General features: G+C 70.5%; 22 protein-coding genes. All 22 read left to right on the top strand.

The genetic code is table 11. From position 1 onward, the window contains the following. Nucleotides 1-721 precede the first annotated feature (721 nt). Nucleotides 722-1,648 carry a hypothetical protein gene (locus tag AC13HU_RS04640; RefSeq protein ID WP_483040428.1) on the top strand — a complete coding sequence of 309 codons (927 nt, stop codon included), beginning with the start codon at nt 722-724 and terminating at the stop codon, nt 1,646-1,648. A gap of 104 nt (nt 1,649-1,752) precedes the next feature. Then, a complete protein-coding gene (locus AC13HU_RS04645) occupies nt 1,753-2,034 on the top strand; it encodes a hypothetical protein (protein ID WP_483040429.1) in 282 nt (93 codons plus the stop codon). Next, entirely contained in the window at nt 2,031-3,155 is a 1,125-nt protein-coding gene (locus AC13HU_RS04650) for a conjugal transfer protein (RefSeq protein WP_483040430.1), read from the top strand. Before AC13HU_RS04645 ends, AC13HU_RS04650 begins: the two co-directional genes overlap by 4 nt. Nucleotides 3,156-3,188: 33 nt before the next feature. Next, entirely contained in the window at nt 3,189-3,524 is a 336-nt protein-coding gene (locus tag AC13HU_RS04655) for a hypothetical protein (RefSeq protein WP_483040431.1), read from the top strand. Beyond that, the gene (locus AC13HU_RS04660) at nt 3,521-4,114 is read left to right on the top strand and encodes a hypothetical protein (RefSeq protein WP_483040432.1); all 594 of its coding nucleotides are present in this window, start codon (nt 3,521-3,523) and stop codon (nt 4,112-4,114) included. Before AC13HU_RS04655 ends, AC13HU_RS04660 begins: the two co-directional genes overlap by 4 nt. 26 nt (nt 4,115-4,140) lie before the next feature. Next, nucleotides 4,141-4,416: a hypothetical protein gene (locus tag AC13HU_RS04665; protein ID WP_483040433.1), complete on the top strand. Its 276-nt coding sequence runs from the start codon at nt 4,141-4,143 to the stop codon at nt 4,414-4,416. 83 nt (nt 4,417-4,499) lie between these two features. After that, nucleotides 4,500-7,100, top strand: a complete 2,601-nt coding sequence (locus AC13HU_RS04670; protein ID WP_483040434.1) for an ATP-binding protein — start codon at nt 4,500-4,502, stop codon at nt 7,098-7,100. After that, on the top strand, nt 7,097-10,426 hold the full coding sequence (locus AC13HU_RS04675) for a hypothetical protein (protein ID WP_483040435.1): 3,330 nt from the start codon (nt 7,097-7,099) through the stop codon (nt 10,424-10,426). The genes AC13HU_RS04670 and AC13HU_RS04675 overlap by 4 nt, the downstream gene beginning before the upstream one ends. Before the next feature lie 15 nt (nt 10,427-10,441). Next, complete coding sequence (locus AC13HU_RS04680) at nt 10,442-11,500, top strand: bifunctional lytic transglycosylase/C40 family peptidase (protein WP_483040436.1); 1,059 nt, start codon at nt 10,442-10,444, stop codon at nt 11,498-11,500. Nucleotides 11,501-11,683: 183 nt separating this feature from the next. Beyond that, nucleotides 11,684-12,241: a hypothetical protein gene (locus AC13HU_RS04685; RefSeq protein ID WP_483040437.1), complete on the top strand. Its 558-nt coding sequence runs from the start codon at nt 11,684-11,686 to the stop codon at nt 12,239-12,241. A 23-nt stretch (nt 12,242-12,264) separates the two neighbouring features. Further along, complete coding sequence (locus tag AC13HU_RS04690) at nt 12,265-14,670, top strand: type IV secretory system conjugative DNA transfer family protein (RefSeq protein ID WP_483040438.1); 2,406 nt, start codon at nt 12,265-12,267, stop codon at nt 14,668-14,670. After that, on the top strand, nt 14,667-15,725 hold the full coding sequence (locus tag AC13HU_RS04695) for a replication-relaxation family protein (RefSeq protein WP_483040439.1): 1,059 nt from the start codon (nt 14,667-14,669) through the stop codon (nt 15,723-15,725). The genes AC13HU_RS04690 and AC13HU_RS04695 overlap by 4 nt, the downstream gene beginning before the upstream one ends. After that, nucleotides 15,722-17,053, top strand: coding sequence for a hypothetical protein (locus AC13HU_RS04700; protein WP_483040440.1), 1,332 nt, complete (start codon nt 15,722-15,724; stop codon nt 17,051-17,053). The genes AC13HU_RS04695 and AC13HU_RS04700 overlap by 4 nt, the downstream gene beginning before the upstream one ends. After that, nucleotides 17,050-18,156: a DUF4417 domain-containing protein gene (locus tag AC13HU_RS04705; protein WP_483040441.1), complete on the top strand. Its 1,107-nt coding sequence runs from the start codon at nt 17,050-17,052 to the stop codon at nt 18,154-18,156. Before AC13HU_RS04700 ends, AC13HU_RS04705 begins: the two co-directional genes overlap by 4 nt. A 90-nt stretch (nt 18,157-18,246) precedes the next feature. Next, nucleotides 18,247-18,447 carry a hypothetical protein gene (locus tag AC13HU_RS04710; RefSeq protein WP_483040442.1) on the top strand — a complete coding sequence of 67 codons (201 nt, stop codon included), beginning with the start codon at nt 18,247-18,249 and terminating at the stop codon, nt 18,445-18,447. Then, nucleotides 18,444-18,821, top strand: coding sequence for a hypothetical protein (locus AC13HU_RS04715; protein ID WP_483040443.1), 378 nt, complete (start codon nt 18,444-18,446; stop codon nt 18,819-18,821). The genes AC13HU_RS04710 and AC13HU_RS04715 overlap by 4 nt, the downstream gene beginning before the upstream one ends. Further along, nucleotides 18,821-21,517 carry a pre-mRNA-splicing factor CWC21 gene (locus tag AC13HU_RS04720; RefSeq protein WP_483040444.1) on the top strand — a complete coding sequence of 899 codons (2,697 nt, stop codon included), beginning with the start codon at nt 18,821-18,823 and terminating at the stop codon, nt 21,515-21,517. The genes AC13HU_RS04715 and AC13HU_RS04720 overlap by 1 nt, the downstream gene beginning before the upstream one ends. Beyond that, nucleotides 21,517-23,733, top strand: coding sequence for a hypothetical protein (locus AC13HU_RS04725; protein WP_483040445.1), 2,217 nt, complete (start codon nt 21,517-21,519; stop codon nt 23,731-23,733). The genes AC13HU_RS04720 and AC13HU_RS04725 overlap by 1 nt, the downstream gene beginning before the upstream one ends. Nucleotides 23,734-23,773: 40 nt before the next feature. Next, entirely contained in the window at nt 23,774-24,241 is a 468-nt protein-coding gene (locus tag AC13HU_RS04730) for a hypothetical protein (protein ID WP_483040446.1), read from the top strand. 116 nt (nt 24,242-24,357) lie between these two features. Further along, complete coding sequence (locus AC13HU_RS04735; protein WP_483040447.1) at nt 24,358-24,930, top strand: helix-turn-helix domain-containing protein; 573 nt, start codon at nt 24,358-24,360, stop codon at nt 24,928-24,930. Between the two features lie 98 nt (nt 24,931-25,028). Beyond that, a complete protein-coding gene (locus tag AC13HU_RS04740) occupies nt 25,029-25,388 on the top strand; it encodes a hypothetical protein (protein WP_483040448.1) in 360 nt (119 codons plus the stop codon). 205 nt (nt 25,389-25,593) lie between these two features. Continuing rightward, the gene (locus tag AC13HU_RS04745) at nt 25,594-26,091 is read left to right on the top strand and encodes a hypothetical protein (protein WP_483040449.1); all 498 of its coding nucleotides are present in this window, start codon (nt 25,594-25,596) and stop codon (nt 26,089-26,091) included. The last annotated feature ends 44 nt before the right edge of the window (nt 26,092-26,135 follow it).

A 26,135-nucleotide genomic window follows, 5' to 3' on the forward strand; every position in this document is an offset into this window, starting at 1 on the left:
TCATATCCGTCCGGCATAGCTCGCGGTGACCGGCCGCCCCCCTTGTCCGGACGCGCAGGCAATGGCCGCCCCCCCTTGTCCGGGACGCCCTCTGCCCCCCTTGTCCACTTTCCCCTCTGCTCCGCGGCCCCCCTTGTCCGGCACCTGTCCCTGCCGGTCCACCCCCTTGTCCGGATGGCCGCGTGCGGCATTTCTCCTTGACCAGCCCCGCGCGTTTCCCGGGTGCTTTTCTCTATGGGGAGGTGGCGGAGAACCGGAGGCCCCGGAGCCCAGGGGAGAAATCTCCCGACCGCACCGTGACGATCTGCAACGGCAGGCCCGCTCCCGGCTCGGCGCGCCTACAGCTCCCCCGCGCCGCCCGCTGCCTCTCCTCCCGATACGCGGCACCCACGAACGGCCGGTCTGAGCCAGCCCGCACGGTGGTGCGGTGCGCCCGGCGTTCGGGGTGCGGTGCGCTGGCGCACTCGGCCGTGCGGTCGTGCGGTCGTGCGGTGCGCACCGCCGCACCACGCCGCCGCACCGCACCGGGTGCGGTGCGCACCCCTTGTCCGCCGCACCGCACCCCTTGTCCGCCGCACCCCTTGTCCGGGTCCGCGCGCCGCACCGTTTGCCGAAATCCCCTGGACCAGCTCGGCCAGCGACGGCGATCAGACCGCGGCCAAGGGGGGTGCGGAGAGCGTGAGCGACATCCACCGGATGACGCGAAAGGCAGGGCACGGACGTGGCCACCAAGATCCGCACCACCTCTCCCGCCGGCGCCGACGAGTCCGGCCTCGGAGCGATCGAGCGCATGAACCGCGACTGGGAAGCCCTGACCGCGGACGTGCGCGCTGACGACGACGTCGCGAGCTGGTCTCGGCAGGACTCTGAGTTCGCCGGCGTGAACACCCCGCAGGGCATCGTCGAACTCCTCGGCCGGCTCGGCCGCCGCGGCGACTGGGAGCAGCACGACCTGGCGATGGCCGCCCTGATCCGGCGGATCGGCGGGGACGGTTTCAGCAGCCAGGTCGCCTGGCGGATTGCCGCCCGGGTGTTTCTCCCGAAGGCGATCTTGATGACCAAGGGCCAGCTGCGGCCGAACTCCGACTGGGACTTCGTGTTCTCCACGATGCTGAGCGCCCTGTTCGAAGTGCTGTGCACCTATCCGCTCGATCGGCGCCCCCGCGGGGTCTTTCCGAACATCGCCGTCGACACCCTCTCCCTGGCCCGCAGCACTCTGGCCGCCGACCAGGACGACCGCGCGGCGCTGCTCAAGCTGGGGCGGGCGCTGGAGCCGCTGGCCGGCGACCCCAATGTGCTGTGGGTCACGCACGACTCCCAGGATCCGCAGGCGGTGGCCGAGCTGGCCGAGCTGCTCGCCCGGGCGGCCGAGCTGGAGATCGTGCGCCGGGACGAGCCCGAGCTCGCCGAGGGTGAGGCCCGTGCCGAGCTTCTGGACCTCGTGATGTGGGCGGTGGACGCGTCGGCGCTCAAGGCCTCCGACGCCCGCCGGATCACCGACTACTACCTCAGCACCGCCATGCCTGGCCGGGCCTACCGCACCACCCGCGCCATGGGCGCCGACGGCGACCGCCTGCGCCAGCGCGCCAGCCGGGCCGTCCGCCCGTTGCGCCGGGCGGATCTGGGCGCGTACCGGACCGCCGCTTGAAATTCGCCGGCCGCCGTATGTCACACGGCGGCCCGGATCACCCCGTGTATCGGGTGATCGCCGATCACGGCCCCCCAAATTCGACCGAGCCCGGGAGTTCCGCTGTGTCCACGCACCTCGGCAGCCAACACGGCAGCACCAGTCCTCTTCTCGATGACGACGAGGCGCGCGTTGCCAAGGCCAGGCACCGCCTCACCCAACTGGCCGCCGCCCTGGTGCGCGACCCGCTGAACAGGACCGTCCACGACGAGCTCCAGCGCTACCTCGCCACCGAGGCCGAGCCAGCCCTGCGGTCGTGGGACGTGCTGCTCGCCCGTACGCCGGAGCAGCTGCGCGAGCGCATCCGCGCGGTGATCACCGGCCAGGCCGGGCGGAGGGCGTCGTGAAGCGCCGGCGCGGCCGCGCGGCGGCGGCCGAGGAAGAGCCGTGGGACCAGGCACAGCAGCAGGAGGACCTGGAGGCGGACGTCGGCGACGAGACGGGCTGGCGCACCTCGACCGTGCACCTGTCCGGCATCGCCCGTCTGGGCCGTGGCGCCGCGTGGGTGCTCATCGCTTCGGGACCGCTGCTGGGCATCGCCGCGCTCCTCGGGTCGGCCGGGCCGGCGCGTGTCACGGCGGCTCAGACCGCTACGGCGCAGCCGGCATCCGATACCGGCCCCTCCGGCTTCGCCCAGCTCTTCGTCCAGGCGTACCTGGAGGCGGGCCAGGGCACCGAGAGCTCCTTGAGCCCCTACTACTCCGGCACCGTCACGATGACGACGGCGCCGGACACCCGCGCTGCCAACAGCACTACCGCCGTCGCCAGTCGGCAGGTGCAGCCGGGCTACTGGACGGTGACGGTCGCAACCCGCGTCGTGGAGAAGAACTCCAAGGGGGTCTGGCAGGTCGCCGGACTGGAGTACTACCAGGTCCCCGTCCAGGCCCTCGGTCCTGCTGCGGCCGGTGGTAGCAAGCCAGCCGACTCCACCGAGCTCGGCTACACCGCCACTGCGCTGCCGGCGCAGGTCGCTGCCCCGCAGTCGCTGACGCCCAGCTCGCTGGGCTACGGGACGGACCGAGGCAGCACCCCGTCCGACCCCGCGACGCAGACCATCGCCGGGTTCCTCAGCTCGTACCTGGCCGGCCAGGGCGATCTGGACCGCTACACCTCCCCTGGCGTCACCCTGCAGCCGGTCAGCCCCGCGCCGTACACCGAGGTCGACGTCACCGACGTCGCCGACGACTCGGGCAACGCCTCCAGTTCGTCCGTGCCGACCGACGGGACCCTCCGCCACTCCCTGGCCACAGTCACCGTCAAGGACACCTCCGGCGGGACCTACCCGCTCACCTACGCGCTGACCCTGCGGGCGCGCGGCGGCCGGTGGGAGGTCTTGTCCCTCGGCCCGGCCCCGGTGCTCCAGTCCGGCAGTGCGCCCGCTCCGGCTACACCCTCACCCGGGTCCGGCTCCGGCTCCGGCTCCGACGGCGACTCCGCGAGCGACTCGCCCTCGCCGTCGGGCTCCTGACCCCGTCCTCCTTTGCGATCCAGAGAGAAGCCCATGCACACCACGACCGATCCCCACACCGTCATGCTGGCCGGCGACATCATCACCTGGGCCACGACCAAGACCAACCAGATCGGAACCCTGGTCAAGCTGGTGGCCGGCGTCGCGGTCATCATCGCGATCATCACCGCCTACTGGCGCACCAAAAGCTGGGTGGCCACCGCGGTCGCTTTCCTCCTCGGCGCCCTGGTGCTGTGGGGCATAGCCAACATGCCGAGCTTGCAGACCAAGGTCGGCTCGGAGATCAACGACGGCGCGGCCAAGCCCGCGCCGGTCGTGGTCACCACGCCTGAGCCCCAGCACGGCGTGACCGGCGGGTGGCCGCTGTGAGTGCCGACGAGGAGCAGTTGATCGGGCACTCCTACACCCGGGCCCGCAAGCACCCGCTGGTGATCGGAAAGTTGCCCGGCGCCGGACGGCTTCCGGGAGGGCCATACACCATCACCCAGATCGTCACGATGGTCGCGACGTTCCTGCTCTTGGTCGTCACCCGGCAGCTGTGGGCCCACTTCGGCCTGTTGAACATCCTGGCGATGGCCGTCGTGCCGTGGGGGCTCGCGTGGGTGCTGCGCTACGCCCGTCTTGACGGGCGCGACCCGGCCCGGGCGCTGCGAAGCCTCCTCGTCTACGCCTCCACACCAGCCGACGGACGTCTGTCCGGCCGCCCCCAGCGACAGAGCCGGCCCCGGCTGACGGCAGCGACCTGCACCGTCCACGTCCGCGCCTCGCTCCCGCAGAAGCCGTACCGCTCCGTCGGGCCGGCCCGCGAGACCGCACCGGCCGGCCCGCGCCCGCAGCCAGCCCGCCGCCCGACGGCCCCGCGGCCCGCCGTGCCGGCGGCTCCCGTCACAGCGCCGCCCCGGCCCGTTGCCGTCCGGTCCGGACTGCAAGCCCTGCTCGCCTCCCTCGACGAGCACTGACACCCCTCACCGAAAGGCGCTCCGTCATGAGCACTTCTGCCTTCACGCCGTCCGCCACCTGCCGACACGCGGGTTCGGCCGCCCGCCTCGAGACCCCGTTGATCACCGACATGGTCGCCGCCATGGGCCACCTGGAGACGGCCGCCTCCCGAGCCGGCAGCCCCGCCGAGGAAGCACGGGCATGCCGCGGCCAGGTCACCGAAGAGGTCTTCACCACCTGGGTCCTGGGCAACGCCGAGCGCATCAGGACGGCGCTGGACCGGCTCACCGCCCCGTACAGCCCGGCCACGGCCCCCTTCTGAACCGCGCACCGCCGTGCCGGCCCGCCTGCGGTCGGCCGGCACGGCGCCAGCCTCGGACCCGCTCCTCACAGGAAGAAACGTTCATGCGTCTGCCCGTCCGGCACATCAGCGGCCACCTCATCTGGACCACGCACGCTGCGGTGTGGGGCGTGTGGAAGGTCGACTCCGAGAACTACACGCACGCCTCCCGCGCCACGAAGCGCGAACGCCTCGACGCGCTCGAAGCCCTGTTCAAGTCCCTCCGCGGCGAGGTGCTGCTGCTGTCCCTGTGCCCGCAGGTCGACGCCGCCTCCGTGGTCACGCGCATGACCTCGGGTGTGGACCTGGACCGGAGCCCGGAGTACATCGACCTGTCGCTGCGCGTGCTCGACCAGCTGGAGAACTGGGAACTGACCGGCCGGGTCGACTTCATCGCGGCGCCGCTGCCGACCTCCGACTTCAAGCAGTCGGCCAAGGCGGTCATGTCCTCAGCACAGGCGCAGATGCTCTCCACGCTCGGCCTGCCGGTACCGCCGGTCAGCATCGCCGAGGAGGACGAGCGCTTCCGCCAGGCCCGGAGGATGACCGCGTCCTGGCCCACCAGCATCAAGATGCGGCCGGCGACAGAGGCCGAGATCCTGTGGATCTACGGGCACAGCGCCCGCCGCGGCATCAGCGAGCCCCTGCTCCCCGAGGACGGCGCCCCCCGCTCCCTGCGGGGCCGCGGCCATACGGTCGCAGCGCACACCCAGGTGATCCTGGACGAAGGTGCCCGGAGCAACAGCACCTCCAAGACTCCGGCCAACCCCTTTCGCCGCCGGTACCTGAAGGCCACGACCCAACACGGCGACTCCTACCAGGCGTTCTGCGTGCTCTCCGAGATGCCGGAGAGCTTCATCTTCCCCGGCTCGGAGTACCTCAGCGCGCTCGATGATTTCGGATTTCCCGTCGACTGGGCGGTGCGATTGAACGTCGAGGCCGGCTCCAAAGCGGAGCCGCGGTCGCGCCGGCAGCAGCGGGAACTCGCCCACCAGCGCGGTGAGTACGACGGCGAGACCGCCGGTGTGCCGGCCTCCCTGGACAAAGCGAGCTTCGCGCTGGACGAGTACCGCGACCGGCTGACCGCCTCAGCCACCGAGGTCGAGATCCGAGCCACCGTCATGACCTGCGTGTGGGGCGCGGACGCCGACGAGGCCAACGAGAAGGCCGCGAGCCTGGCGGCCCACTTCGGCGGCAACGACTACACCTTGGTCAGGCCAGTCGGAGACCAGAACGCGCTGTTCCACGCGATGCTGCCCGGCACCCCGACCCCGCGGCCGGTCGCGGACTACACCCAGTTCCTGCTGGCCCGGGACTTCAGCATGGCGCTGCCGTTCTGCGGCGCTGCGCTCGGCGACGACACCGGCAGTCTGTACGGGCTCCAGCTCAGCGGCGGCGGTGTGCGGCCCGTCCTGGTCGACTTCAGCCACGGCCCGAAGGTCAACGCGTCCGCCAGTGCCGCGTTCGTCGGCGAACTCGGTTCCGGCAAGTCCGTGGCGATGAAGACCGCCATGCACTCGATCCTGGCCACCGGCCACCGCGAAGGAACGACGGGCAGCCGCGGGCGGGCACTGGTCATCGACCGCACCCCCCAGCAGGAGTGGAGCCGGTTCGCCGCCGCCTGCCCGGGCGACACCCAGATCATCCGCGTCGACGAGACCGCCGGCATCTCCCTGGACCCCCTGCGCGTCTTCCGCGGCCCGCGGGCCGCCCGCTACTGCGAGAGCTTCCTGACCCCGCTGATCGGCGTCGGCTCGATGTCCGTCGAGGGCGTCACCCTGGCCGAGGCCATCGAGGCGACCCGGCTGGCCCCGAACCCCTCCATGAGCGCCCTCATGGACACGCTCGCCCGCCGCGCCAAGACGGTGGACCCTGAGGAGCCGAACGACCCCGCAGTCCGGGCGGCAGCCTCCGAACTGCTGCGCACCCTGCGCGCCCTGGCGAAGAAGGACCTCGCGCGGGTGATCTTCGACCCGAGCCTGCCGGTCGTGCAGATCACCGACGCCGACTCGATCGTATTCGCCGTCGACCGGATCGGCCTTCCGACGAAGGAGGAACTCGCCGAGCACCGGCTCGAGAGTCTGGAGGTCGAAAAGCGCTTCGGCTGGCGCCTGATGTACCTCATCACCGCGCTGTGCCGCGAGGTCGCGTTCTCCAACCCCCACGAGTTCACCGGGGTCTTCCTCGACGAGTGCTGGTGGCTGACAAGTTCGGCGGAGGGCACGAACCTGCTGCTGGAGATCATCGCCGACGGCCGCAAGCACTTCGCCGGCGTCTTCGCCGGGTCGCACGACCCGTACGACATCGGCCCGAAGAACGAGATCGGCGACAAGATCCGTGCCCTGCTGTCGCACATCTACGTCTTCCGACACCGCGGCAAGGCCTTGGCGAGCCGCTGCCTGGAATTCCTCGACCTCGACCCGGCCGACCCGCAGATGATCAAGGTGATCACGGAGAACCTCAGCCCCCTGAACCTCTCCGACGCCGAGCGCGGACTACGAGCCGGCGAGTGCCTCTGCCGCGACCTGCGCAAGCGCATCGGCGGCATGAAGGTACTGATACCCGCCGACGAACGCGCAGCCGACGCGATCCACACCACGCCGGGCGGGGCCGATGCCGAGGAGCCCGCGGTCGCAGTGCCGACGCTCGAGAAGAGCCTGGCATGAGTGCCCGCCGAGCCGCCGCGCCTCCTGTCCCCGTCAGCAGCGCAGCCAGGATCCGGCGCCGCCGAGTGTGGTTCGTCGCCATCCTCGTCGCGCTCTTCGTCGCACTGCTGGGGACCCTGGCCTGGGCCGACCCGGTTCCCAACCCCACCGCGGGCCCGCCACCGGTCGCACCCGGCTCCACTCCCACCGCCACCCCGACACCCAAGCCCAGCCCCAGCAAGTCGACGAACCCCATCACGCAGCCGGTCAATCCACCGGGCGGCGCGATGATTCCCGCCCCACCGGACCCGAAGGGCGATCCGGTCGAAGACCTGAGTAAGTCCCCTACGTCCGGCTCGGACGGGCTGCTGCAGCCCTTCAACGTGAAGGACCAGTACGGGGTCCCGGTCTCCGCCTACACCGTGAGCGCAGACACCGGTGGCTGGACCGACATCGACCTGAAGATCTGGAACATCATGGCCCAGCTCTTCTTCGGCGTCGCCAAGTGGGCCGTTGGCTTCGCCTGCTGGCTGATCAAGTGGGCGCTCGACTTCGGGTTGGCCAAGATCCTCGTGGGACCGGTCGACCACATCTCGACGACCATCCGCGACCAGGTCATCAACAGGATGGGGCTGCCCGGCCTGTTCCTGATGTTCGCAGGGTTGTACGCCGGCTACCACATCATGTTCAAGCAGCGCTCCCGGGGCTTCGCCGAGGCCGGTGTCTCCCTGGTCGTGGCCGCGATCGCCACCACGGTGCTGCTCTCCCCGGCCCAGGTTCTGCTCGGAACCCAGGCCCAGCCCAGCCCCGGCGGCTCGACGATGCTGCTGTCCCAGGACGGTCTGCTCGGGAAGGCCAAGGACCTGAGTCTGCAGGTCTCCAGCCTGGTGCTGTCCAACGATCCCAGCCACACCCAGGCTCAGACCGACGACGTGAGTAAGCCGATCACCGACGCGCTCGTCGACGCCTTCATCGTCAAGCCGACCCAGCTGATGCTCTACGGCCAGACCTTCTCCGGGAACTGCGCGAAGGCGTTCGCCACGGCCAAGCTCGTTCAGTACAACTACAACCAAAAGGGGCTGAACTTCTGGGAAGGCGCGGCCGCGAACCCAGACGGCGGCGCTTCCTACAACGACCAACTGGTCAATGCGGGCAACCTGTTCGAGAAGGCCTGCAAGGGCCAGAACACCAAGCTGGAGCCGAAGAAGGCCAGCGCCGACCTCGCGTTCTCCGCCGCGTTCGTCGCCCTGGCAGCGGTGATCGTGTCCGTCCTGGTCGTGCTGGTGACCGGCGGATTCTTGACCGCGCAGGGTTGGATCGCCTTCGAGGCGATTCGAGGCCACTGGGCGCTCGCCGCGGGCATCTTGCCCGGCGGCGGCCGGGCCGTGCTGTGGCGGTGGGTCTCGGCGATCACCAAGGCCGTGCTTGCCGTCGTCCTGTCGATCTTGTTCTTGGCGATCTTCATTCTGATCATCATCGCCCTGGTCCAGGCCGACACCGGATCAGTGCTCGCGGTCAAGTTCATCGCAATCGACTTGACCGCGATCGCCGGCCTGGCCGGCCACAAGCGGATCAAGGAAACCGCCCGCCAGATCTCCGTCAACCTCAACCGTCGCCTGGCCAACGCGCGGATCGGCGGCGCCCGCCGCTCCGTCTTCAACAGCCCCGGCCGGTACGCCGAGACGGCCCCCAGCCTGTCCAAGGTCTGGGGTGAGGCCCGCGGGGAGGCCCGGAAGATCTCCCAGCCGATCGGCAAGGCCGGACGCACCGCCCGCCAGCTGTGGACAGGGCCGCCGCAGCGCGGCAGGACGGGTGGCCGGGTGCGCGCCGCCGCCAAGCTCGCGGGCACGGTGGCGGCCACGGTGGGCACCGGCGGAACCGCGGCGGCGGCCAAGGTCGCCGCACAGCAGGCGGCGAAGCAGACCTTGAAGAAACGCCTGGCGAGCGCCGCGGCAACCAAGATGTCCCAGACGCGGGGCGGCAGGGCCACCCTGGCCACCGGCAAAGCAGCCGCCGCCGCGAGCAAGTACGGGTGGAAGGCGACCAAGTTCACCGCCTTGGCCACGGTCGGCGCACCGGTCGGCATCCCTCGCGGCGTCGCCGCGACCAAGCGCGGCGCGGCTGCCGCCAAGGAGCGCACGGAGCAGGTCAAGGGCCAGCTCACCGCGGCGAAGAACCGTACAGCGGCTCGCGTCGACCAGAAAGTCGCCGGCGCCAAGGCGTTCGGCGACGAGTACGTCCGCAACGTCAAGACCGCGGGGAAGTTCGTTGGCCGCACCGGCGCGAACGTCCAACTCGGAATGGCCCAGCCGACTATCCCAACCACGTCGGCCACGCCGCCGCTCAACCGTGCCGCCGCGACAGCACCCCGAGTCCCCGGGACCGCTCCGCGGCCGCCGGCCACGACACCGAAGACGGCCACCTCGAAGACCCCGCCGAAGGGCAATCCTCCGACGGCCGGGCCGGCCGCGATGCCTTCTGTGCCCCCGCGGCGCCGCCCGGCGATACCCGGCCTCGGGGTGCCCGCCGAGCGACCCGGCCCGCCGGGCCACCGCGGCCGCGGCCCTGACTCCCCCCGGGGTGGGGCCGCCGAGCCGCCGGCCCCACCCCGCCACCGCCGCTCCTTCTCCCTGCGCGCCGCGCAGACCTCGACCTACCGACGGGGACGTTCCGTGCCGCACACCGATCGCCAGCCACGCCGCCCGCGCGCCCTGGGCGCCACCGCCATGCTCGCCGCCTCCGCGTTGCTGGCCTGCATCGGGCTCACGCTGCTCAGCCACACAGGAACCGCGACGCCGCATTCCCGAGCCGCTGGGCCACCACGCTCCGCAGCCCCCGCCCCGGCATCCGGCGGCCAAGCCACCCCCGCAGCGCCGAGCAGCACTCCAGCCTCCCCCTCTCCTGTTCCCTCCGCCGGGCGGCCCAGCTCCACCGCCGGCCCGCTGCCGGACGCCATCACCACGGCAGCGCGCCGGTTCGTCGTCGCCTGGACCGGCCACGACGCCCGCCCCGGCCACGACACCTCATACAACGACGCGGCGGGCCGCGCGGCGGCCTTCGCCGACAAGGGGCTCGGGGAGCAGCTGGCCATCAACTCGCCCGGCAGTGCCCGGCAATGGCAGCAGTGGACCACGACCAAGGCCGTGGTCACCACAAAGATCACCAACGTGGCCGTCCCGGACGGCGCTCCCGCCCCGACAGCCGACACGGCCTGGGTGAAGGTGCGCTACCGGCTGACCGTCACCCCCGCGGCCGGCCGCCCCGACAGCAGCGACCAGCAGGTCGTCCTCAAACTCCAGCGTGTCCCGGCCGGCGCCTGGCTGGCCACCGCGCTGCCCGACGCCTGACCGGGGAGGGCCGCGATGAAGAAGGTCATGTCCGGGCTCGGCTGCCTGGGCGCCCTCCTGGTAACCGTCATTGTCGCCGCGGTCGTGGCGGTCGCCATGGCCGTCGGCAGCGACAACACCAGCTCGGCGATGGAAAACGCCGGGTTCGGCGGCGGGATCTCCGACGGTGCCCCCGTCCCGTCGGATGTGCGCACCCTCATCCTCAACAGCATGGCCAAGTACGGCTGCGCCGAGACCACCCCTTCATTGATCGCCGCGCAGCTCTACAACGAGAGCAGCTTCGACGCCGACGCCCAGTCGAAGAAGCCGAACGGCGATCCGGTCGCCGACGGCATCGCCCAATTCACCCCGAGCACCTGGTCCGCCCACGGCGTCGACGGCAACGGGGACGGCGTCCGGGACGTCTGGAACCCTCAAGACGCCATCCCTGCGGCGATCGCGTACGACTGCTACCTCGCCGGCCTGGTCGAGAAGGTCCCCGGCGACACGACCGACAACATGCTGGCCGCCTACAACGCCGGCGCGAGCGCCGTTCAGAAGGCCGGCGGCATCCCGCCGATCACCGAGACCCGCAACTACGTCACGAACATCCGCAACCTGGCTCAGAAGTGGGCCTCCAGCGTCGATGGCGGCGTGCCGCTGCCGACCGGCTCCGGCGGCGCCCAGCAGGCGATCGCCACCGCCGAGAAGGCGCTGGGGAGCATGTACCAGTACGCAGGCGACTGCAAGCCGCCCTTCAGCCTGTCGAAAAACCAGGGCTGCGACTGCTCCAGCCTCGTCCAGTTCGCCTGGGCCGCGGCCGGGGTGAACCTGCCGCGCACCTCGGAGGAGCAGGTTCATTCGGGAACGGCCGTGGCGAGCGTCTCGCAACTGCGGCCCGGCGACCTGGTCTTCAGCCGCGGCTCCGACGGCGGAACCCCGGCCGCACCCGGCCATGTTGGCATGTACATAGGGAGTAATCAGGTCATCGCGGCGCCGCACACGGGCGTCGCGGTACGGATCGAGCCGCTCTCCTGGTGGACGAACTCCTCGGACAAGGCGGACTACATCGTCGCCATGCGGCACATCGCCTGACCCGCGGGAGCCGCCCCGACTGTCTATCGAAGGCCCTGGCCAAGAAGTCCTCCTCAGCATGTCACACGGACCGGTTCTCCCTCACCTGTATGGGCGTCCGCATTGCCCGACGTCCCAGGAGGCCGTCATGCCGCTTCCCGCCCAGCCCGACTTCGCGCGCCTCACCGTCTGCCGGGAGGGCCGGTGACCACCAACGACGTCATCGACAACATTCTGTCGACCGCGGGGAAGGTGCCGCGGCTCGCCCAAAACGCCGAGGTCTGGGCGGAGGGCAACCTGTGGTGGGTGGCCCTGGTGACCGTGACCGCGGTGATCGGCTTCCACGCCCTTCAGCGCGCACTGAGCCGCAAGACCCTGCGCAACCGCCGGGCGTACGAAGTTCTGCCCACCACCGGGTTCGACCCGGTCCTGGAAGACGTCCTCCGCTTCAGCCGCCAACTCGCCCAGGCGCAGCGCAGCACCTCCCGCTGGACGCTGCTCCCCGCGTACGCCTCCGCGATGCGGGTGCGCCTGCTGTCGGACGGCGGCCCGCTCACCCTTCGTGTCGAGGGCCCGGCCCGGGCCGCAGCCGTGCTGCGCCACCAGGGCTACGCCGGCTGCGAACTGCGGGCGGTCGCGGACGAAGCCGCTACTCCTGACCGGCCCCTGATCCTCCTGGGCGCTCGCCGCGCCGCCGCGAAGGCCGCCGCCAGCACGCCGGCTTCCACGCCGACCGCCGATGCCGTCCCAGCCGCGGCCTGATTCGACGAAGGCAGAAAACGATCATGACTTCCCCTTCCGACGCGGACTCCCTCGACACCGCCAAGGCCAAGCCGGCCAGCCCGGACCGACTGCATGTGGCCCGCGCCGAGCTGGCCCTGGCGCTGCCCGACCACTTGGCCCTGCGCGAGGTGCCGCTGCGGCCTGACCCGCTCGAAGCCCTCGCCGCGGCCGTCGCCGACATCCGCACCAAGCTCGATGAGCGGGCCGAGGTCGTTCTAGACCTGGTGCCCGTGGCACCGGGCAGGGTCTCGCGCAAGCGCAACCGCCTGCTGGCCGCAGCCCGGCGCCGGCCGAACGACATGCCCGCGATACCCGGACTGCCGCATCAGGGCAGCCGCGGCCTCAACCTCGGCCGGCTCTCATCGATCGGCGCGGAGATCGCCGCCGAGATGCGCGGCACCCATGCCCAGCGGCCCCAGCAACGCGGTCAACAGCACCGGCAGACGCGTTCGTCCGACATGAAGGCGGCGATAGGCAAGCTCGTTCCCGGCGCCGATGTGTTCGACCTCCAGATGCTGGTCCGCACCTGCTCGACCGACCCGCACCGCCCCCGGCTGCTGCTGGAGCAGGTCATCGCCGCGCTCGAGGGCTGGGCCGGCGACAACTACTGGCGCCCGGTGGGCCTCAACCTGGGAATCACCCGGCTGCGGTCGGACAACGCCCTGTACCGGCGGCACTTCGACCACCGCTTCGAGACCGGGGCCTTCGCGCCCCGCAAGCACGGCTGGGTCACCGGCGCCGAGATCGCCGGCATGCTCAAGCCGCCCACCCGGCACAACTCCGCGGCCAACGTCGCCCGCTCCGGCGGGGTGGTCCCTCCGACACCTCCGGGCCTTCCGACGTGGGACGGCCAGCCGGATCTGCTGCCACTCGGCTGGGTGACCAAGCCCGGCGGGGGCGAGCGCCTGGCCGGCGTCCCCTTGCGGTACCTGCTGTTCGGCCTCTTCTTGGGCAAGGCCGGCCACGGCAAGACCGAGATGTCGCTCGTCCAGGCGATCGCGCTCGCCCACAACGGACACGGCATCCTCTTCCTGGACCCGCACGGCGACGGCTGGCAGCGGGCCCGCCCCTACCTCGCGCACCGCGAACTGGCGCCCCGCCTCTGGGAGATCGACCTCACCACGTCGGACCTGGACGCCATGGCCGCGTCCTGGAATCCCCTGTCGATGCAGAACCGGCGCGAGGACGACATCCCCGACATCGTGCAGTACATCGTCACCGGGTTCAGCAGCGCCCTGAACTGGTCCGACAGCGCCGGCCGAGCGAAGACCATCCTCACCCGGGCAGTCGAGAGCCTGGTCGAGCTGTCCTGGCTGCTGTCGCAGACCGGCCGAGCGGACGTCGCACCGACGATCTTCCAGATCCGCACCATCCTCGTCGACGAGGAGTGGCGCGATGTCGTGGTGCCGCACCTGTCCAAGAACCTGCGGGACTTCTGGACGAAGACCTACCCGAAGTACAGCAACGAGGCGACACCGGTCGTCACCAACATCATCGAGCGCCTCGACTCGTCGAACGCGATCAAGGCGTTCCTCGGCTCCTCCCTCTCGACCTACGACATCCGCACCGCCATGGACGAGAACAAGATCGTCTTCATCTGCCCCTCCGGCACCGGAGACACCGACCGGATCGTGTCGTGCCTGCTGATCTACGATCTTTTCCGGGCCGGCCTGTCCCGGCGGGACATGCCGGTGGCCGCGCGCAAGGACTTCTACGCGTTCGTGGACGAGCTCACCGCAGTTGACGGCGCGAGCAAAGGAACACTGGCGGCCATCGCCGAGCAGCTGCGAAAATTCCGCGTGAAGCTGCTGGCGATGACGCAGATGGCCCAGAGGCTGACGCCCACCACACGGCAGGGGCTGCTCCAAAACCTCTCGATCCTGTCCACGACCGCCAGCGACGTCGACGAGGCCCAGCTGGTGACGCGCCGCTGGGGCAAGAAGGTCGACCCCGACACGATCACCCAGCTCAGGCCCTACCACTACGTGATGTCGGTGACCCTCGGCGAGGGGAGGACAGATCCCTTCCGGGTGCGCGGGGTGAGTGTGGAAGACCTGTACGCCGACTACTGCCGCCCCGAGGACCTGCCGAAGCTGACCGCCTCGGTCAACCAGAACCTCCGCCGGCGACCGGTACGCGAGATCCTCGCCGACCTGCGCAAGCTGGACGGGCGAATCCTGCGCACCCTGGTCCAGACGCCGGTCCGCCACGTGGAGGACGAGGACCTCGAGTCCCGCCCCCGGTCGGCCCGCAACGTACCCGCTGACACCGGCGGCGCCAAGGTCCGCATCAGCAAGGACCCGGGTCCTGTGCTCGCCGGCCCCGATCCGGAGGCCGCGGACGAGGACGAGCCGCCCTACGACGAGCAGGAGAGCGGCCCCGGCACCCCGGAGGTGGGCTTCGCGTGACCGTCGCCATGGACACACCAGCGCCCACACCCGTGCGGCACACCAGCTTCCAGGCCCTCGCGGCACTGGCACTGAGCGTGCTCTACCAGCACCGGGTGATGTCGACCGACCAGCTGCACCGGTTGCTGCAGCCCGAAGCCGACTCCCCCAAGTACCTCCAGGAGCAGCTGCGGCAGCTCCGCGCGGCCGGCCTGGTGCAGAGCGTGCGAGCTCGCCTCGTGCACCGGCCGGGCGAGGTCGGCTACGGGCGTCCTCCGAGGAAGGCCCCATACCTGTGGTTCCTCACCGAAGAGGGAGCACAGACGGTCGAGTCCGGGGGCGAAGTGGACGCGCGCCCGTACCGCGTCACGCCGGAGTCCGTGGCCGGAGCCCGGCAGTGGCACACGCTGGCCGTCAACGAGACCGGCATCGCCTTCTCCCGCCACGCCGCCCGGCTCGGGCACGAGTGCGGCCCGCTGGACTGGGTGCCCGAGGTCGCCCACCGCATCCGGGACGGACAGCGCCGGATCGAAGACGATCATGTGATCTCGGATGCCGTGCTGCGCTACGTCGACGTGCAGCGCGGGCGCAGGACCATGCTGACGCTGTTCATCGAGGTCGACAGGACCACCATGACCACAGCGCGCCTGGCGGCGAAGGTCGCGGCCTACGGGCGGTTGTTCGAGTACGTCCCGCAGCACCCGGACCGGGCCCGCCGCTCGGCGGCATCGACCCGTCCGGCCTGGCAGTACCGGTATCCGGTCTTCCCTCGGCTGCTGGTGGTCCTGGACGGAGACCCCTCGCCCTCGCTTCCGGAACGGCTGGCCACGCGCACGGAGGACCTGTACGCCCTCACCAAGGCGGACCCGCGACTGGCCCGGCTCGCAGGGCAGTTGTCCATCGGAGTGACCACACTCCACCTGCTGCGCGAACGCGGCCCGTTCGAGCCGGTCTTCACCCCGCTGTTGAAGGGGACGGCGGAGAGCCGGCTGCCGCTGACCGACCTCTACCTCAAAGCCCCGGGCGCGGGCCCGACACCCGCGCCGAGGGCCCGGCGCGAAGGACGCCCGTCATGAGTACCGCCGTCGATGAGCAGGCGCCCGCCGGCGCCGGCATGATCCAACTGACCGAGATCCTCCAGCGCAGCAACAAGCTGCGGCAGCGGAGGTTCGAGATGCTGCCGCTGCGGGGGCCGGGGGCGGCGTTCACCGAGCGCAGCGGGCGCAGGCCCGGGGACGCCACCGCGCCGACAGAACTGTCCGACCTGATCTCCTCGATGGCGGTCGTCGGCATGCTGGAGCCGGTGCTCGCGGAGGAGATCACCGTCACTGGACGGGCGCCCACCATCCGGCTGGTGACCGGCGAGCGGCGGCTGCGCGCCATGCGCTGGGGCGCACAGAACCTGCCGGACAACCCCCACTTCGCCGCGCTGCCCGCCGTGGTCTGCCCGGGTCCGCTGTCCGACGAAGAGCGGCACATGTGGCGCTTCGTCGAGAATTTCGCCCGCGAGGGGCTCCGGCCGGGCGAACAGGCCGCCGCGCTGATGTACCAGCGCTGCGCCGTGCTCGTCGGCAAGCTGCTGCGGGCCGGCAAGCCGGTGCCCGGCGAGGTCTACGCGATCGCGGACTCGGTCGAGCGGTTCAAGGCGCTGGAGAAGATCCGCGGGAACGACCAGTCGTGCGCCGCCCCCTGGACCGAGGTCCTCTCCCGGCTCGGGCTCCAGTTGACCGAGCGCAAGGCGACCGAACTGGTCAGAGCGTTCAGGGAGCTGCCGCGCGAGCTCACCGAGGAGATGGACGAGAGCGCGATCCGGCTCAACACGAGGATTCGCTTCGCCGCGCTGCGCCGCGGCCGGGAGGATGCGGCGGCGGAGATCTGGGCGGCGCTGAAGAACAGCAACCGCCTGCACCTCCTGCCCAGCGCGGTGGACATCGGCCTGACCTCCCCAGCCATGCCGCCGGATCAGGTCATCGACGCCGCCGAGGGGCGACAGGACCAGGCGAACGCCGCCCGCCGTGCCAAGCTCAGCCGCGTTCCCGATCCTGGCCTCGAGCTGGACCAAGCCACGGCCGCCCGCGGGCCCGCCGGCGACCTTGAGGGACGTCTTGCGACCGCCGCCCTCGACGAGCAGCGCCTCGCAGTCAACGCGCCGCTCACCGGCACGCAGTCGGGTCCGCAGGACTATTCAGTGCCAACTCCGGCGGCGGACGAGCCGCCGGCCGCGGACCCGCACATCGTGCGCACCGCGCTGGACGGGCTGCGCGATCTGCTGGCGGAGCTGCGGGCCGGTCGCAGGATCGGCCGTTACGACACCGGCTCGCTCCGCCTGACCCTGCGCGAGCTCGAACCCCTTCTCCTGTCCGACACCGCTCAGCCGTCCGTAGAAAGCGAGCACGCCGCATGACCTCCGTCTCCCTCCCGATGCCCGGCGTCGGCCTCCCCCTTCCCGGCCGCGGCTGCGACTGCCGCTCGTGTGCCTTCTGGGCCGGCCCGGACGGACGCGGCGGACCGGCCACGATCGAACCCCTGTGCTCCGGATCGAACGCGGACTGCTCCTACTGCGGCTGCGCCATCTCCGAGGCCGGCTCTCCGCGCGGCGCGTGCAGCGGCTGCCCGATCAGGTGCGGCTCACGCACCGACATCTCCCAGTGGATGGCCGACGTCGGCGGGACGCTTGCCTTCGACGACATCGTCATCGACGGCCAACTGCCGGACCTGCCCGCGTTCGTGCCCATGACCGACGGCTCGGCCGTCACCCAGCTGGATGCGAGCTTGAACTGGGCGGCGTACGGGGTGGGATTGCGGAGGGTCTTCAGCCCCGACTCCCACACGATCTATCCCCGCTTCGCCGGCAATCGCGCCCATGACGCTCTCGCCCTGCGCGACGGGCAGAAGGCCGTCCTGGTCGGGTACGCCGAGGACCCCTTGGTCGAGGCGTTCTGGACGTATCGGAAGCGTGATGGGCTGATCGAGGAGATCGCCTCCCAGGGCTGGGACCTGGTTCTGGCCCCGAACTTCAGCATCTACGGGAACTGGCCGAGGACCGAGCACCTCCTGAACATGCGGCGCTGTCTCCTCATCTGCCAGGAGTTCGCCGATGCCGGGGTCAACGCGGTGCCGAACCTGTACTGGTTCCGCTTGGAGGACCTGAAGCGGTACACCGAGTGGATCGCGGACGCGCCGCCGCCGGCGATCGCGATCAACGTCCAGACGGTGCGGGAGAACGTCAACTGGGACTCCTGGGCCAGGCCGGGGCTGCACTGGCTCGCGGCGACCCTCCCGGCGGACATGCCGGTGATCCTCACCGGGCTGTCCCGGGTCGACCGGATCGCCGAAGCCGTCGAGCTGTTCGGCAGTCGGCTGACGCTGGTCAGCCAGAACCCCCACCAGTACGCACTGCACGGCGCGATCATGACGGCGGCCGGGCGGGAGGACGTCCACGCACGGCCCGGCGACGCCTTCGCAGCCACGGTGCGCTTCATGGCCTCGCTCCTGCCCACTCGCTGAACCGGCGAAGAAACCCTTCTCCTTCGTGTCACACGGCGTCCCGCTCCGGCCCCTGTATGGGCGAACACCACGAAGGAGAAGGGGGTACTCATGTCGGCACCGACTGTTCCGGCGGCTCAGCTCGCACAGGCTCCCGTCCTGCCGCCCCGGGGACGGGACGCGACCGGGCGCCAGTCTCGCCACACCGCGTCCACCATCACCGACGCCGACCTCGACCGGCTGTACGCGCGCGTCGCCGATCTTGAGGAACGCCTCGCGGCCTACGAGGACCAGCCAGAGGCGGCGGAATGAACCAGCCCACGCCCGCGGTATTGCCGGCCTCGTCCTGGTCGGTCTGGGTCCTCGCCGTCTGGCACCCCGCGCTCGGCCTTCCCGTCGACCCGGTCGCCGTGCTGGCACGGGACTCGGCCCCTGAGGCCGACCTTGCACAGCACCTCGTGTGGGTGCCGCTGGTCTACGACCTCGCCGACCCCTGGCGAGAGCGGCTCGCCGAAGGGGTCACCGAGGAGCGGATCGCCGCCTGGGAGGCCGAGTCCGGCATCTGCCATCTCGCCAGGACCGAGGTCCCGGACGACGCCGTCGACCTGCGGCACGCTGCGGAACTCGTTCTCGACCAGGTGCTCGCGGAGATCCTGCCGGCCCTCCCCCCTCGGGCAGGCGCGTGATGGGCACCAACTCCAAGAGCAGTCACGCCGCCTACGCCATCGCCCCCAGCGACACCGTCGAGGCCCCGGAACAACCGGTGGCGGTCAACACGGCCGAGCAGGACGAGCCGGTGGAGCCCCAGCTGAGCGACGACGCGGTATTGGCCAAGGCCCAGCTGATGGCAGCCATGGGGAACCTGGAGGCCATCGCGGTCGGCGGCGACTTCCCGCTGGGTGGCGAGGACTTCCTGACCACGGACCCGGTCGAACGCTACGAGCTGTTCGCCCAGCAGATCCACGACGCCCGCGAGGCGATCGAGCAGTTGAAGGAGCAGGGCGTCTCCGACGAGGAGATCCAGGCCCAGCTCGACGAACTGCGCGCGCAGTCCCTCGCCTATCTGAACCAGCTCAGCCCCGAGGAGCTGGAGCAGATCGCGGCGGCCAAGGGCTTTGAACACCCGCACCTCGTCGGCCTGTCCGGGAAGTCGCAGCACCCGCTGGTGCACTGGCTGGACCCGTACTACGGCGACAACATCCCGTCCAAGAACAAGATCCAGGCGGCCGCGCTCAACCGCTACGAAGAGCTGCTGGCCGGCGAGACGGTCGGCGGGATGACCCTGGCCGACCTGCACCAGGTCGAGGGAACCCCGGTGCCCACGGTCTCGTTTCCGGTTCCGGACGGCATGTGGGCCGCGACTCCCGACCAGGTGGACGCGGCGCGAGAGGCCTGGCTGGCGGCCAGTCAGGCAGTGGCGAACGCCCAGGGCACCGTCACCAGCGAGCAGTTGAAGAACCTGCTGGACTCCGAGAAGCACCTGCTCACCGCGCACAACCCGGACATGCCCGAACTGCCGTTCCTCCAAAGCGGCGTCAAGGTGTCCGCAGGTGACTCCGAGGTCGCCAAGATCGGCCCGTCGACCGTCATCCCACTGGTCCAGGAGTCGCTGGCCTCCGGGGAGATGTCGCTGACCGAGGCCCAGCACCTCAAGCCGCGCGAGCTCGTCGCGCTGATGCGCGCCGGCACCTCGGACAGCGAGAAGGAGCAGCTCAAGGCTCTCGCCCAGACCCGCAAGGACCAGCTGGTCGCGCTCGACAACGCCCTGGGCGTGCACCAGGAGGGCAAGCAGCACGTCAACGCCGAGCTGAGTCTGCCGAACCTCGCCGGCGATCCGCAGGCGGCGGCGAAGGTGGCCGAGTGGGCGAAGGCGACCGGCGAGCTGCACGATCTCCAGCAGCAGGCCCAGGGCTGGATCCACGGAACGCTCCAGTCCTCCGACATCGACATGGGCAACCCGGGGCTGCTCACCTCCCACCAGGTCGATCCGAAATCCCTGACCACGGAGGTGAACGCCTGGGCGAAGCAGCAGAAGCTGTCGGACCTGCGTGGTGTCGCCGAGCAGCTCGGTATGCCCAACGCCGACAAGGCCACCCGCGCGCATCTGCAGAGCTACATCGCCTCCAGCTTCAACCCGGCACTGGACTCGCAGGCGATCGTCGCCAAGGTCGACACGGCGGCCGAGAAGAAGGCGGCGGCGAAGGCCGCGGCCACTGCCTCCTCCGGCCCGGGTCCCGCCTCCTCCGAGGCGATACAGGCGTTGGCGGGCAAGCTGCCAGGAACGGCAGGAGCGCCGGCCGGGAGCGGGCTGACCTCCGAGGCGAAGGTCGCGGCGGCCATTCAGATGGGTGCCAGCCCGGAGCAGGCGAAGAAGCTCGCTACCGCCTCGCCCGCGGCCAAACCGGCGCCCAAGGCACCGGTGACGCCCGCGAAGCCCGGATCGTTCCAGGCCAAAGTCCAGGCCCTGGTCGCCGATCTCCAGCAGGCGAAGGCGACCGCGCAGGACGTACCCGCCCGGATCGACCCGGACGAGGTGAAGTCCTGGTCGTTCGGCCCGGGCAAGCCCGCCAATCTCGGGGGCACCTATCCGAAGAGCGTGCACAACGCCCCGAACGGGTCCAGTTGGCTGTTCAAGGCCGACCACAATGGAGGCGGCGCGATCGCGCATGCCGAGGCGGCAGCCTCCGATGCCCTCGCGCGCGGCGGCCTGCCGGCGGTCCCGGTGTACGTCAAGAACGTCGAGGGGAAAAACGGTACGGTCCAGCCCCTGGTGAAGGGGGCAACCCCGTTCTCGGCGGACCCCCACAGCTGGTCCCAGACCGATGTGGACTCGATCCTCCGTAGCCACGTGGGCTCCTGGCTGGTCGGCGACCACGACGGCCACCCGGGGAATGCGCTGCGCACGGCATCGGGGGGCTTCCTGCCCGTCGACCGCGGCCAGGCGTTCAAGCACTACGGGCAGGACAAGCTCGCGGTGGGCTACGCGCCCTCCGGCGGAGGCTCCTACGATCCGCTGCACAAGAGGCTGTACCAGGCCGCGTTGAGCGGGGGTCTGGCCGATGGCGTCAAGCTCAACCCGGCCGTCGCCCACCCGATCATCAAAAATTACGAGGCGATCCCCGACGCGCAGTGGCGCTCGATGCTGCACGCGGCCGCCCACGAGGGCGCCAAAGCCGACGTGCACTGGGTGCCGACCATGCGGAAGGCCGCAGCCAAGAAGCATGGCATCCCGGCCTCGCAGGTCACGACTTCGCAGGTGGCCGAGGCGTTCTTGGACCACGCCGTCAAACGCAAGCAGCACTTGCGGGAGGACTTCGCGAACTTCTTCGTCAAGGAACTGAAGCTGCCGTCCGCGGCCTCGTTGAAGCATGGAGCTAGCTGATGGGAACCAACTCCAAGAGCAGCCACGCCTCGTACGCGGTCGCTCCGACAGCGTCGACAGACAGCCTGCCGGCCCCCGTGGACATCGGTGAGCCTGCCCCGCCGGCGGCAACGCTGACCGAGTCCGACCTGGCCCTGCTGCAGGAGGCAGCCGCCGAGCTCCCACCGCCAGCTGCGAAGGATGAGGTCACCGAGCCGTCCGGACCGGCAGCCGGTGGCGAGGCGGAGACAGCGTTCGCCGGCGAAGGAGTAGGCAGCGCCGCCGACGGCGACACCCTGAGCGAACCGGTGGAGGGGCTGGCCGACGTCGAGGATCCCCCCGCCGCGGAGGAACCCGAGACGGCGGCCGCCGAGGCCGACGTTCCGGAGGCCGCCCTACCCCTGGTCGAGGAAGTCGTAGAGGAAGAGCCCGAGGACGAGGACCCGCCGCTGACGCCGGTACCTGACGAGCCGCCGGTCGGCGTGGCCACCGGCGTGCCGGTGCTGGTCGGCGGCGAGGACTTCCTGGACTCCCAGGCCACCTTGGTCGCCTACCAGTCAGCGGACGGGCCTCGGGAGGTCCTCCTTGCCCACGTCACCGAGGAAGCCGAGGGCAAGCTGCTGGACGCACTGACCGTAGGTGGGACCAAGATGGTCGACGTCGAGATCGAGGAGAAGGTTAACGAACGGCTCGCCCTGGACAAGAAGCAGCAGTTGGGAGAGCTCGTCACCGCGGCCACCACGTCGGTGCAGCACAAGCTCAAGGGCGGACTGGCGATGTCCGAGGCATCTATCCAAAAGCACCAGAAAGCGCTTGAAGCCGTACAGACCGTCCTCAACTCGCCGGACCTGTCGGATGACGAGAAGGCCATGGCGCAGTACTACCTCGGCCAGGTCAACCTGGTCGGGGAGAAGATCAACGACGGCGACTCCCCCATGCCGCACTTCGCCCCCTACAGCCATGAGGTCACCAAGACGGTGACCAAGCAGATCCCCGCTCCCGTCGGCGAGCCCGAGCCGGGCACCCTCGGGGCGCAACTGCGCGCCGCCAGCCGCATCAACGCCGAGCTCGACCCGCAGACCGGCGAGACGTCCTGGGACGGGAAGCAGCGCAGCAGCGCGAACGGCCAGGAGTACGCGATCGACCTCGGTGAGGGCTGGAGCGCGGTCTACCGGCCGTACGCCGTGAACGACCCGCACTCCACTGAGTTCTCGATGCGCGGGCAGCTCGAGGTGCACGCGCCCGTCGGCGCCGGGCACGGAAAGGAGCTCGTCGAGCGCTTGGAGCAACTGCACCTGGTCAACCGGCCGATGACCGGCGCTGAGGGCGAGTGGACCTACCTGACCAACAACATCACCGCCCAGGGCCTGAAGAACGCCGCCGGGATGAAGGAGGCTCTCAACACCGCCAAAGGCATGGAGGACCTCCAGGTGCAGGAACTCGTGCACCAGCGCGCCGAGTCGCTGATCGGCCTGAACGAAGACGAGCTGCACTACCAGGTCAAGCGCATACAGCTCGAAGCCGCACAGACGGCCCTGCCGAAGAAGGTGGCCGTGCTGCGCGAGGCCGTCGCCAAGGCGAAGGGCTTCGAGAACGGCGACGCACTGGCAGCGAGCGTCGGCTACCAGCCGACGCCGAGCACGTCCGGGGGGTGGTTGACCTGGTCCCGGTTCGATGTCACCGGCAAAGCCGCCCAGATCAAGCATGCGTTCTCCGGGAAGTCCCTGACGCACAGCATCGGCAGCGGCAACATGCTCGACCTGTTCAGCACCGGGGTCCTGGCCAGCACGGAGAAACGTGCAGTCATGGGTATCGGCTCCGGAGTCGGCATGTCGGAGCATGACGACAAGTACACCGGGGGGGCCAACAGCGTCTTCGTCCGCGTCGCCAGCACTCCCTCGGCGGGCTACGGAGGACAGCTGGTCTGGGACGACCCCTCCGTACTGATGAGCAGATCGGACTACTACGCCTACGACGGCGACCACTACGGCGTCAGCCCGGACAAGAAGAAGATCAGCGGACTGACCCGGGACCCGCTGAAGATCGCCACCCACACCGCGTCCAACAACGAGCTCATGTTCCGCAACGGAATCGACCTGCTCGGCGCCGAAGCGCCCAGCCGCATCATGTGCACCAGCCAGGGCGAACGCAGCAGCCTCCTGGAGCACTTCCACGCCCGCGGCATCACCCATCTTGGGGGCAAGCCCGTCAAGGACGTGGTGAAGAGTGCCTACTGACCTGCACCATCCGGTAGCCGACCTGCAAGGAGCACCGATCATGCCCGGACCCCAATGGCTGGACCGCCTCGCCCTGCTGCTCGCCGGCGAGCACGCCGCGAGCGGAGACCCCGTCGACGCCGGCGCACAGCTCGTCGTCACGGACCCCGACGGCACCGAGGTGTTCCGCCAGGGCCTGGCCCGCCACTACCGCACCGACGCCGAGAACGAGACCATGATCTGGATACGACCGCTGGTCGGCGGCTCGCAGGCGCCGGATCTCGGCTGGGTGTTCAACCTCAACGTGGCCCGACGCCGCGCACTTCAGTGGGAGACCGCAACCGTGGACGAGAGCGGCGATGTCATTCTGCACCTGGTGTCCGGGCAGGTCGCCAGGATCCAGCCGGCCGAGGGCGAGGAGCTGGCAGCGGTCGAGCACTGGGACCAGTTCGCCGACCGTCTCACCACCGACGAGGAGGCTGCTCTTGAACACCTGGACGCCGACTCCTGGCACGGGCGGTTCTCGTGAGCCCCACTGTTCGCCTAGCGCCGGCCTCGTCTTGGCATGATGGCACCGCGGCCGGCGTCCGGCCTGCCGCGGTCAGCCGGGAACGCCGGCGCCGATACGACGAGGGAGGTGGCAGCATGCGACCGGAGCAGCGACGCGGCACCACCGGCTTCGACGGCCGACTCCTGGAGGCGGCCCTGTCCGCCAGGGGCTGGACACCGAGCGACCTCGCCGAGCGAGCCGGCGCCAAGGTGACGGCCGTGGGCCAGTACATGAGGGGCGAGCGCCTCCCCGAGCTGGCCACCGTGGAGCGTCTTGCTGCCGCCCTGGGCTGCCGGCCCGAGGAATTGCGCACCGCCGCCTCGACCACGCTGCGGGATCTGCGTGAACAGGCCGGCGCGAGCCAGGAGGATGCCGCGGCCGCGAGCGGCATCACGCGCAGCTCCTACGGGATGATCGAACAGGGCCGGGTCAAAACGATGCAGGACTCCGTCGCGCTGGGGCTGGCCGGCCGCTTCGGCGTCGACCGGGCCACGGTCGAGAGCGCGCACGCCGAGGCCGTGGCCCGGCGCTCGGCCGACCGGCCGACCCGCCTGGTCCTCGAGGGCGCGCTCTTGGCGCGGTTCGCCGAGCACCTGGAGGTGTCCGTCGACGACCTCCTGGACCTGGCACGGCGGCTGACGGAGGACGAAGGGGGGAATGGACGGTGACGTACCGCCGAGGGCACCCGGTTACCACCGCCCGCCACGAGGCCTTGCGGAGCCCGCTGCCGCCCTGCGAACAGCTCCGGGCCGCCGATGCCGGGTGGTTGCACATCCGTGCTGCCCTGTTCCGGCAGGCCGCCGGGTGCCCGTTCGATCTGACGCTGCACGCCGACGACTTCAGTCGGCGCACCGGACTGGCCTTCCACAGCAACGACGTGGCCCACGCCTACTGGGGCAGCAGGGTGGAGACACCGCTCCTGGTCGTGAACCTCGCTCTGGCGACGACCCGGCTCCAGTGCGACCAAGCCCTCGCTCATGAGGTGATGCACCTGCTCGTGCCGTCGTACGGGCACAAGCAAGCCGCCTTCGCCCGTGCACAAGCGGTGCTGGACCGGGTAGGGGCACTGGCCGGGCTTGCTCCTCCGGCGACCGGTGACGCAGACGCCAAGGGGCGGCACCGGTAGCTCGGCCCAAACTCATCAGATTGCGTAACTCTATTTACATTGCTATTGTTGTTCTTGTTGGCGGCTAAGCCGCCTACGAAGACCATCCCGTAGGAGCCGCCTCGCGCGGCTCGTCCCGCCGCTCCGGCGCGCGGGACCGTGAGGCCCGGGTCGGCTCCCCCCCGGGCGCCCGGGCCTCACCCTCCACCGTCGTCAAGGAGCCGATGTGATCGAAACCACTGCTTCACCGCTCGATGCGATAGAGGATCGTGCGCGGCTGGCTGCCGGAAGGCGAGCCGTCGGCCTGCCCGATCCGGTCTCCACCCCGGAGCCGTCCATTCTGACGGCCACGTCCGAACGCGACGGCGTCGCGGAGGTGCTTCGGCACAGGCTCCGTCTGTCCCCCGGCATCCGCCTGGGCGTGTACGAGGACGCGGTCCACCCGCTCTTCGACGGGGCCGTTGCCTTCCGCGCGACCCGCATCCAACTGTCGTTCGGGCGGCGCAGCCACATCTTCCTCGGCACTTACGACGACGCCCGGACTCTGACGTTCAGCCTGGTCGCACCGTGTCCGGCGTGCTCGTCGCGGGTCCCCACGGCTCGGGTCAACGCCCTGGCCGACTTCGGCGACTGGCTTCTCGGCGGTCTGCGCTGCGCCAATGAGTCCGCTCTGTTCAGTACCTCTCCCGCGCACCAGAAGGGCTGCACCCTCGCGGCCGCCTGATCATCCTTGACCCCGGTCTGCGGACCGCCCCCCCGGGCGCCCCC

The organism is Streptomyces sp. NH27 (assembly GCF_056859195.1).

Excerpts from the sequence above, each read along its gene's own strand:
- AC13HU_RS04730 (WP_483040446.1), top strand. The coding sequence starts at position 23,774 with ATGCCCGGACCCCAATGGCTGGACCGCCTCGCCCTGCTGCTCGCCGGC.
- AC13HU_RS04665 (WP_483040433.1), top strand. The coding sequence starts at position 4,141 with ATGAGCACTTCTGCCTTCACGCCGTCCGCCACCTGCCGACACGCGGGT.
- AC13HU_RS04735 (WP_483040447.1), top strand. The coding sequence starts at position 24,358 with ATGCGACCGGAGCAGCGACGCGGCACCACCGGCTTCGACGGCCGACTC.
- AC13HU_RS04675 (WP_483040435.1), top strand. The coding sequence starts at position 7,097 with ATGAGTGCCCGCCGAGCCGCCGCGCCTCCTGTCCCCGTCAGCAGCGCA.
- AC13HU_RS04680 (WP_483040436.1), top strand. The coding sequence starts at position 10,442 with ATGAAGAAGGTCATGTCCGGGCTCGGCTGCCTGGGCGCCCTCCTGGTA.
- AC13HU_RS04655 (WP_483040431.1), top strand. The coding sequence starts at position 3,189 with ATGCACACCACGACCGATCCCCACACCGTCATGCTGGCCGGCGACATC.
- AC13HU_RS04690 (WP_483040438.1), top strand. The coding sequence starts at position 12,265 with ATGACTTCCCCTTCCGACGCGGACTCCCTCGACACCGCCAAGGCCAAG.
- AC13HU_RS04670 (WP_483040434.1), top strand. The coding sequence starts at position 4,500 with ATGCGTCTGCCCGTCCGGCACATCAGCGGCCACCTCATCTGGACCACG.
- AC13HU_RS04705 (WP_483040441.1), top strand. The coding sequence starts at position 17,050 with ATGACCTCCGTCTCCCTCCCGATGCCCGGCGTCGGCCTCCCCCTTCCC.
- AC13HU_RS04700 (WP_483040440.1), top strand. The coding sequence starts at position 15,722 with ATGAGTACCGCCGTCGATGAGCAGGCGCCCGCCGGCGCCGGCATGATC.
- AC13HU_RS04710 (WP_483040442.1), top strand. The coding sequence starts at position 18,247 with ATGTCGGCACCGACTGTTCCGGCGGCTCAGCTCGCACAGGCTCCCGTC.
- AC13HU_RS04725 (WP_483040445.1), top strand. The coding sequence starts at position 21,517 with ATGGGAACCAACTCCAAGAGCAGCCACGCCTCGTACGCGGTCGCTCCG.
- AC13HU_RS04720 (WP_483040444.1), top strand. The coding sequence starts at position 18,821 with ATGGGCACCAACTCCAAGAGCAGTCACGCCGCCTACGCCATCGCCCCC.
- AC13HU_RS04715 (WP_483040443.1), top strand. The coding sequence starts at position 18,444 with ATGAACCAGCCCACGCCCGCGGTATTGCCGGCCTCGTCCTGGTCGGTC.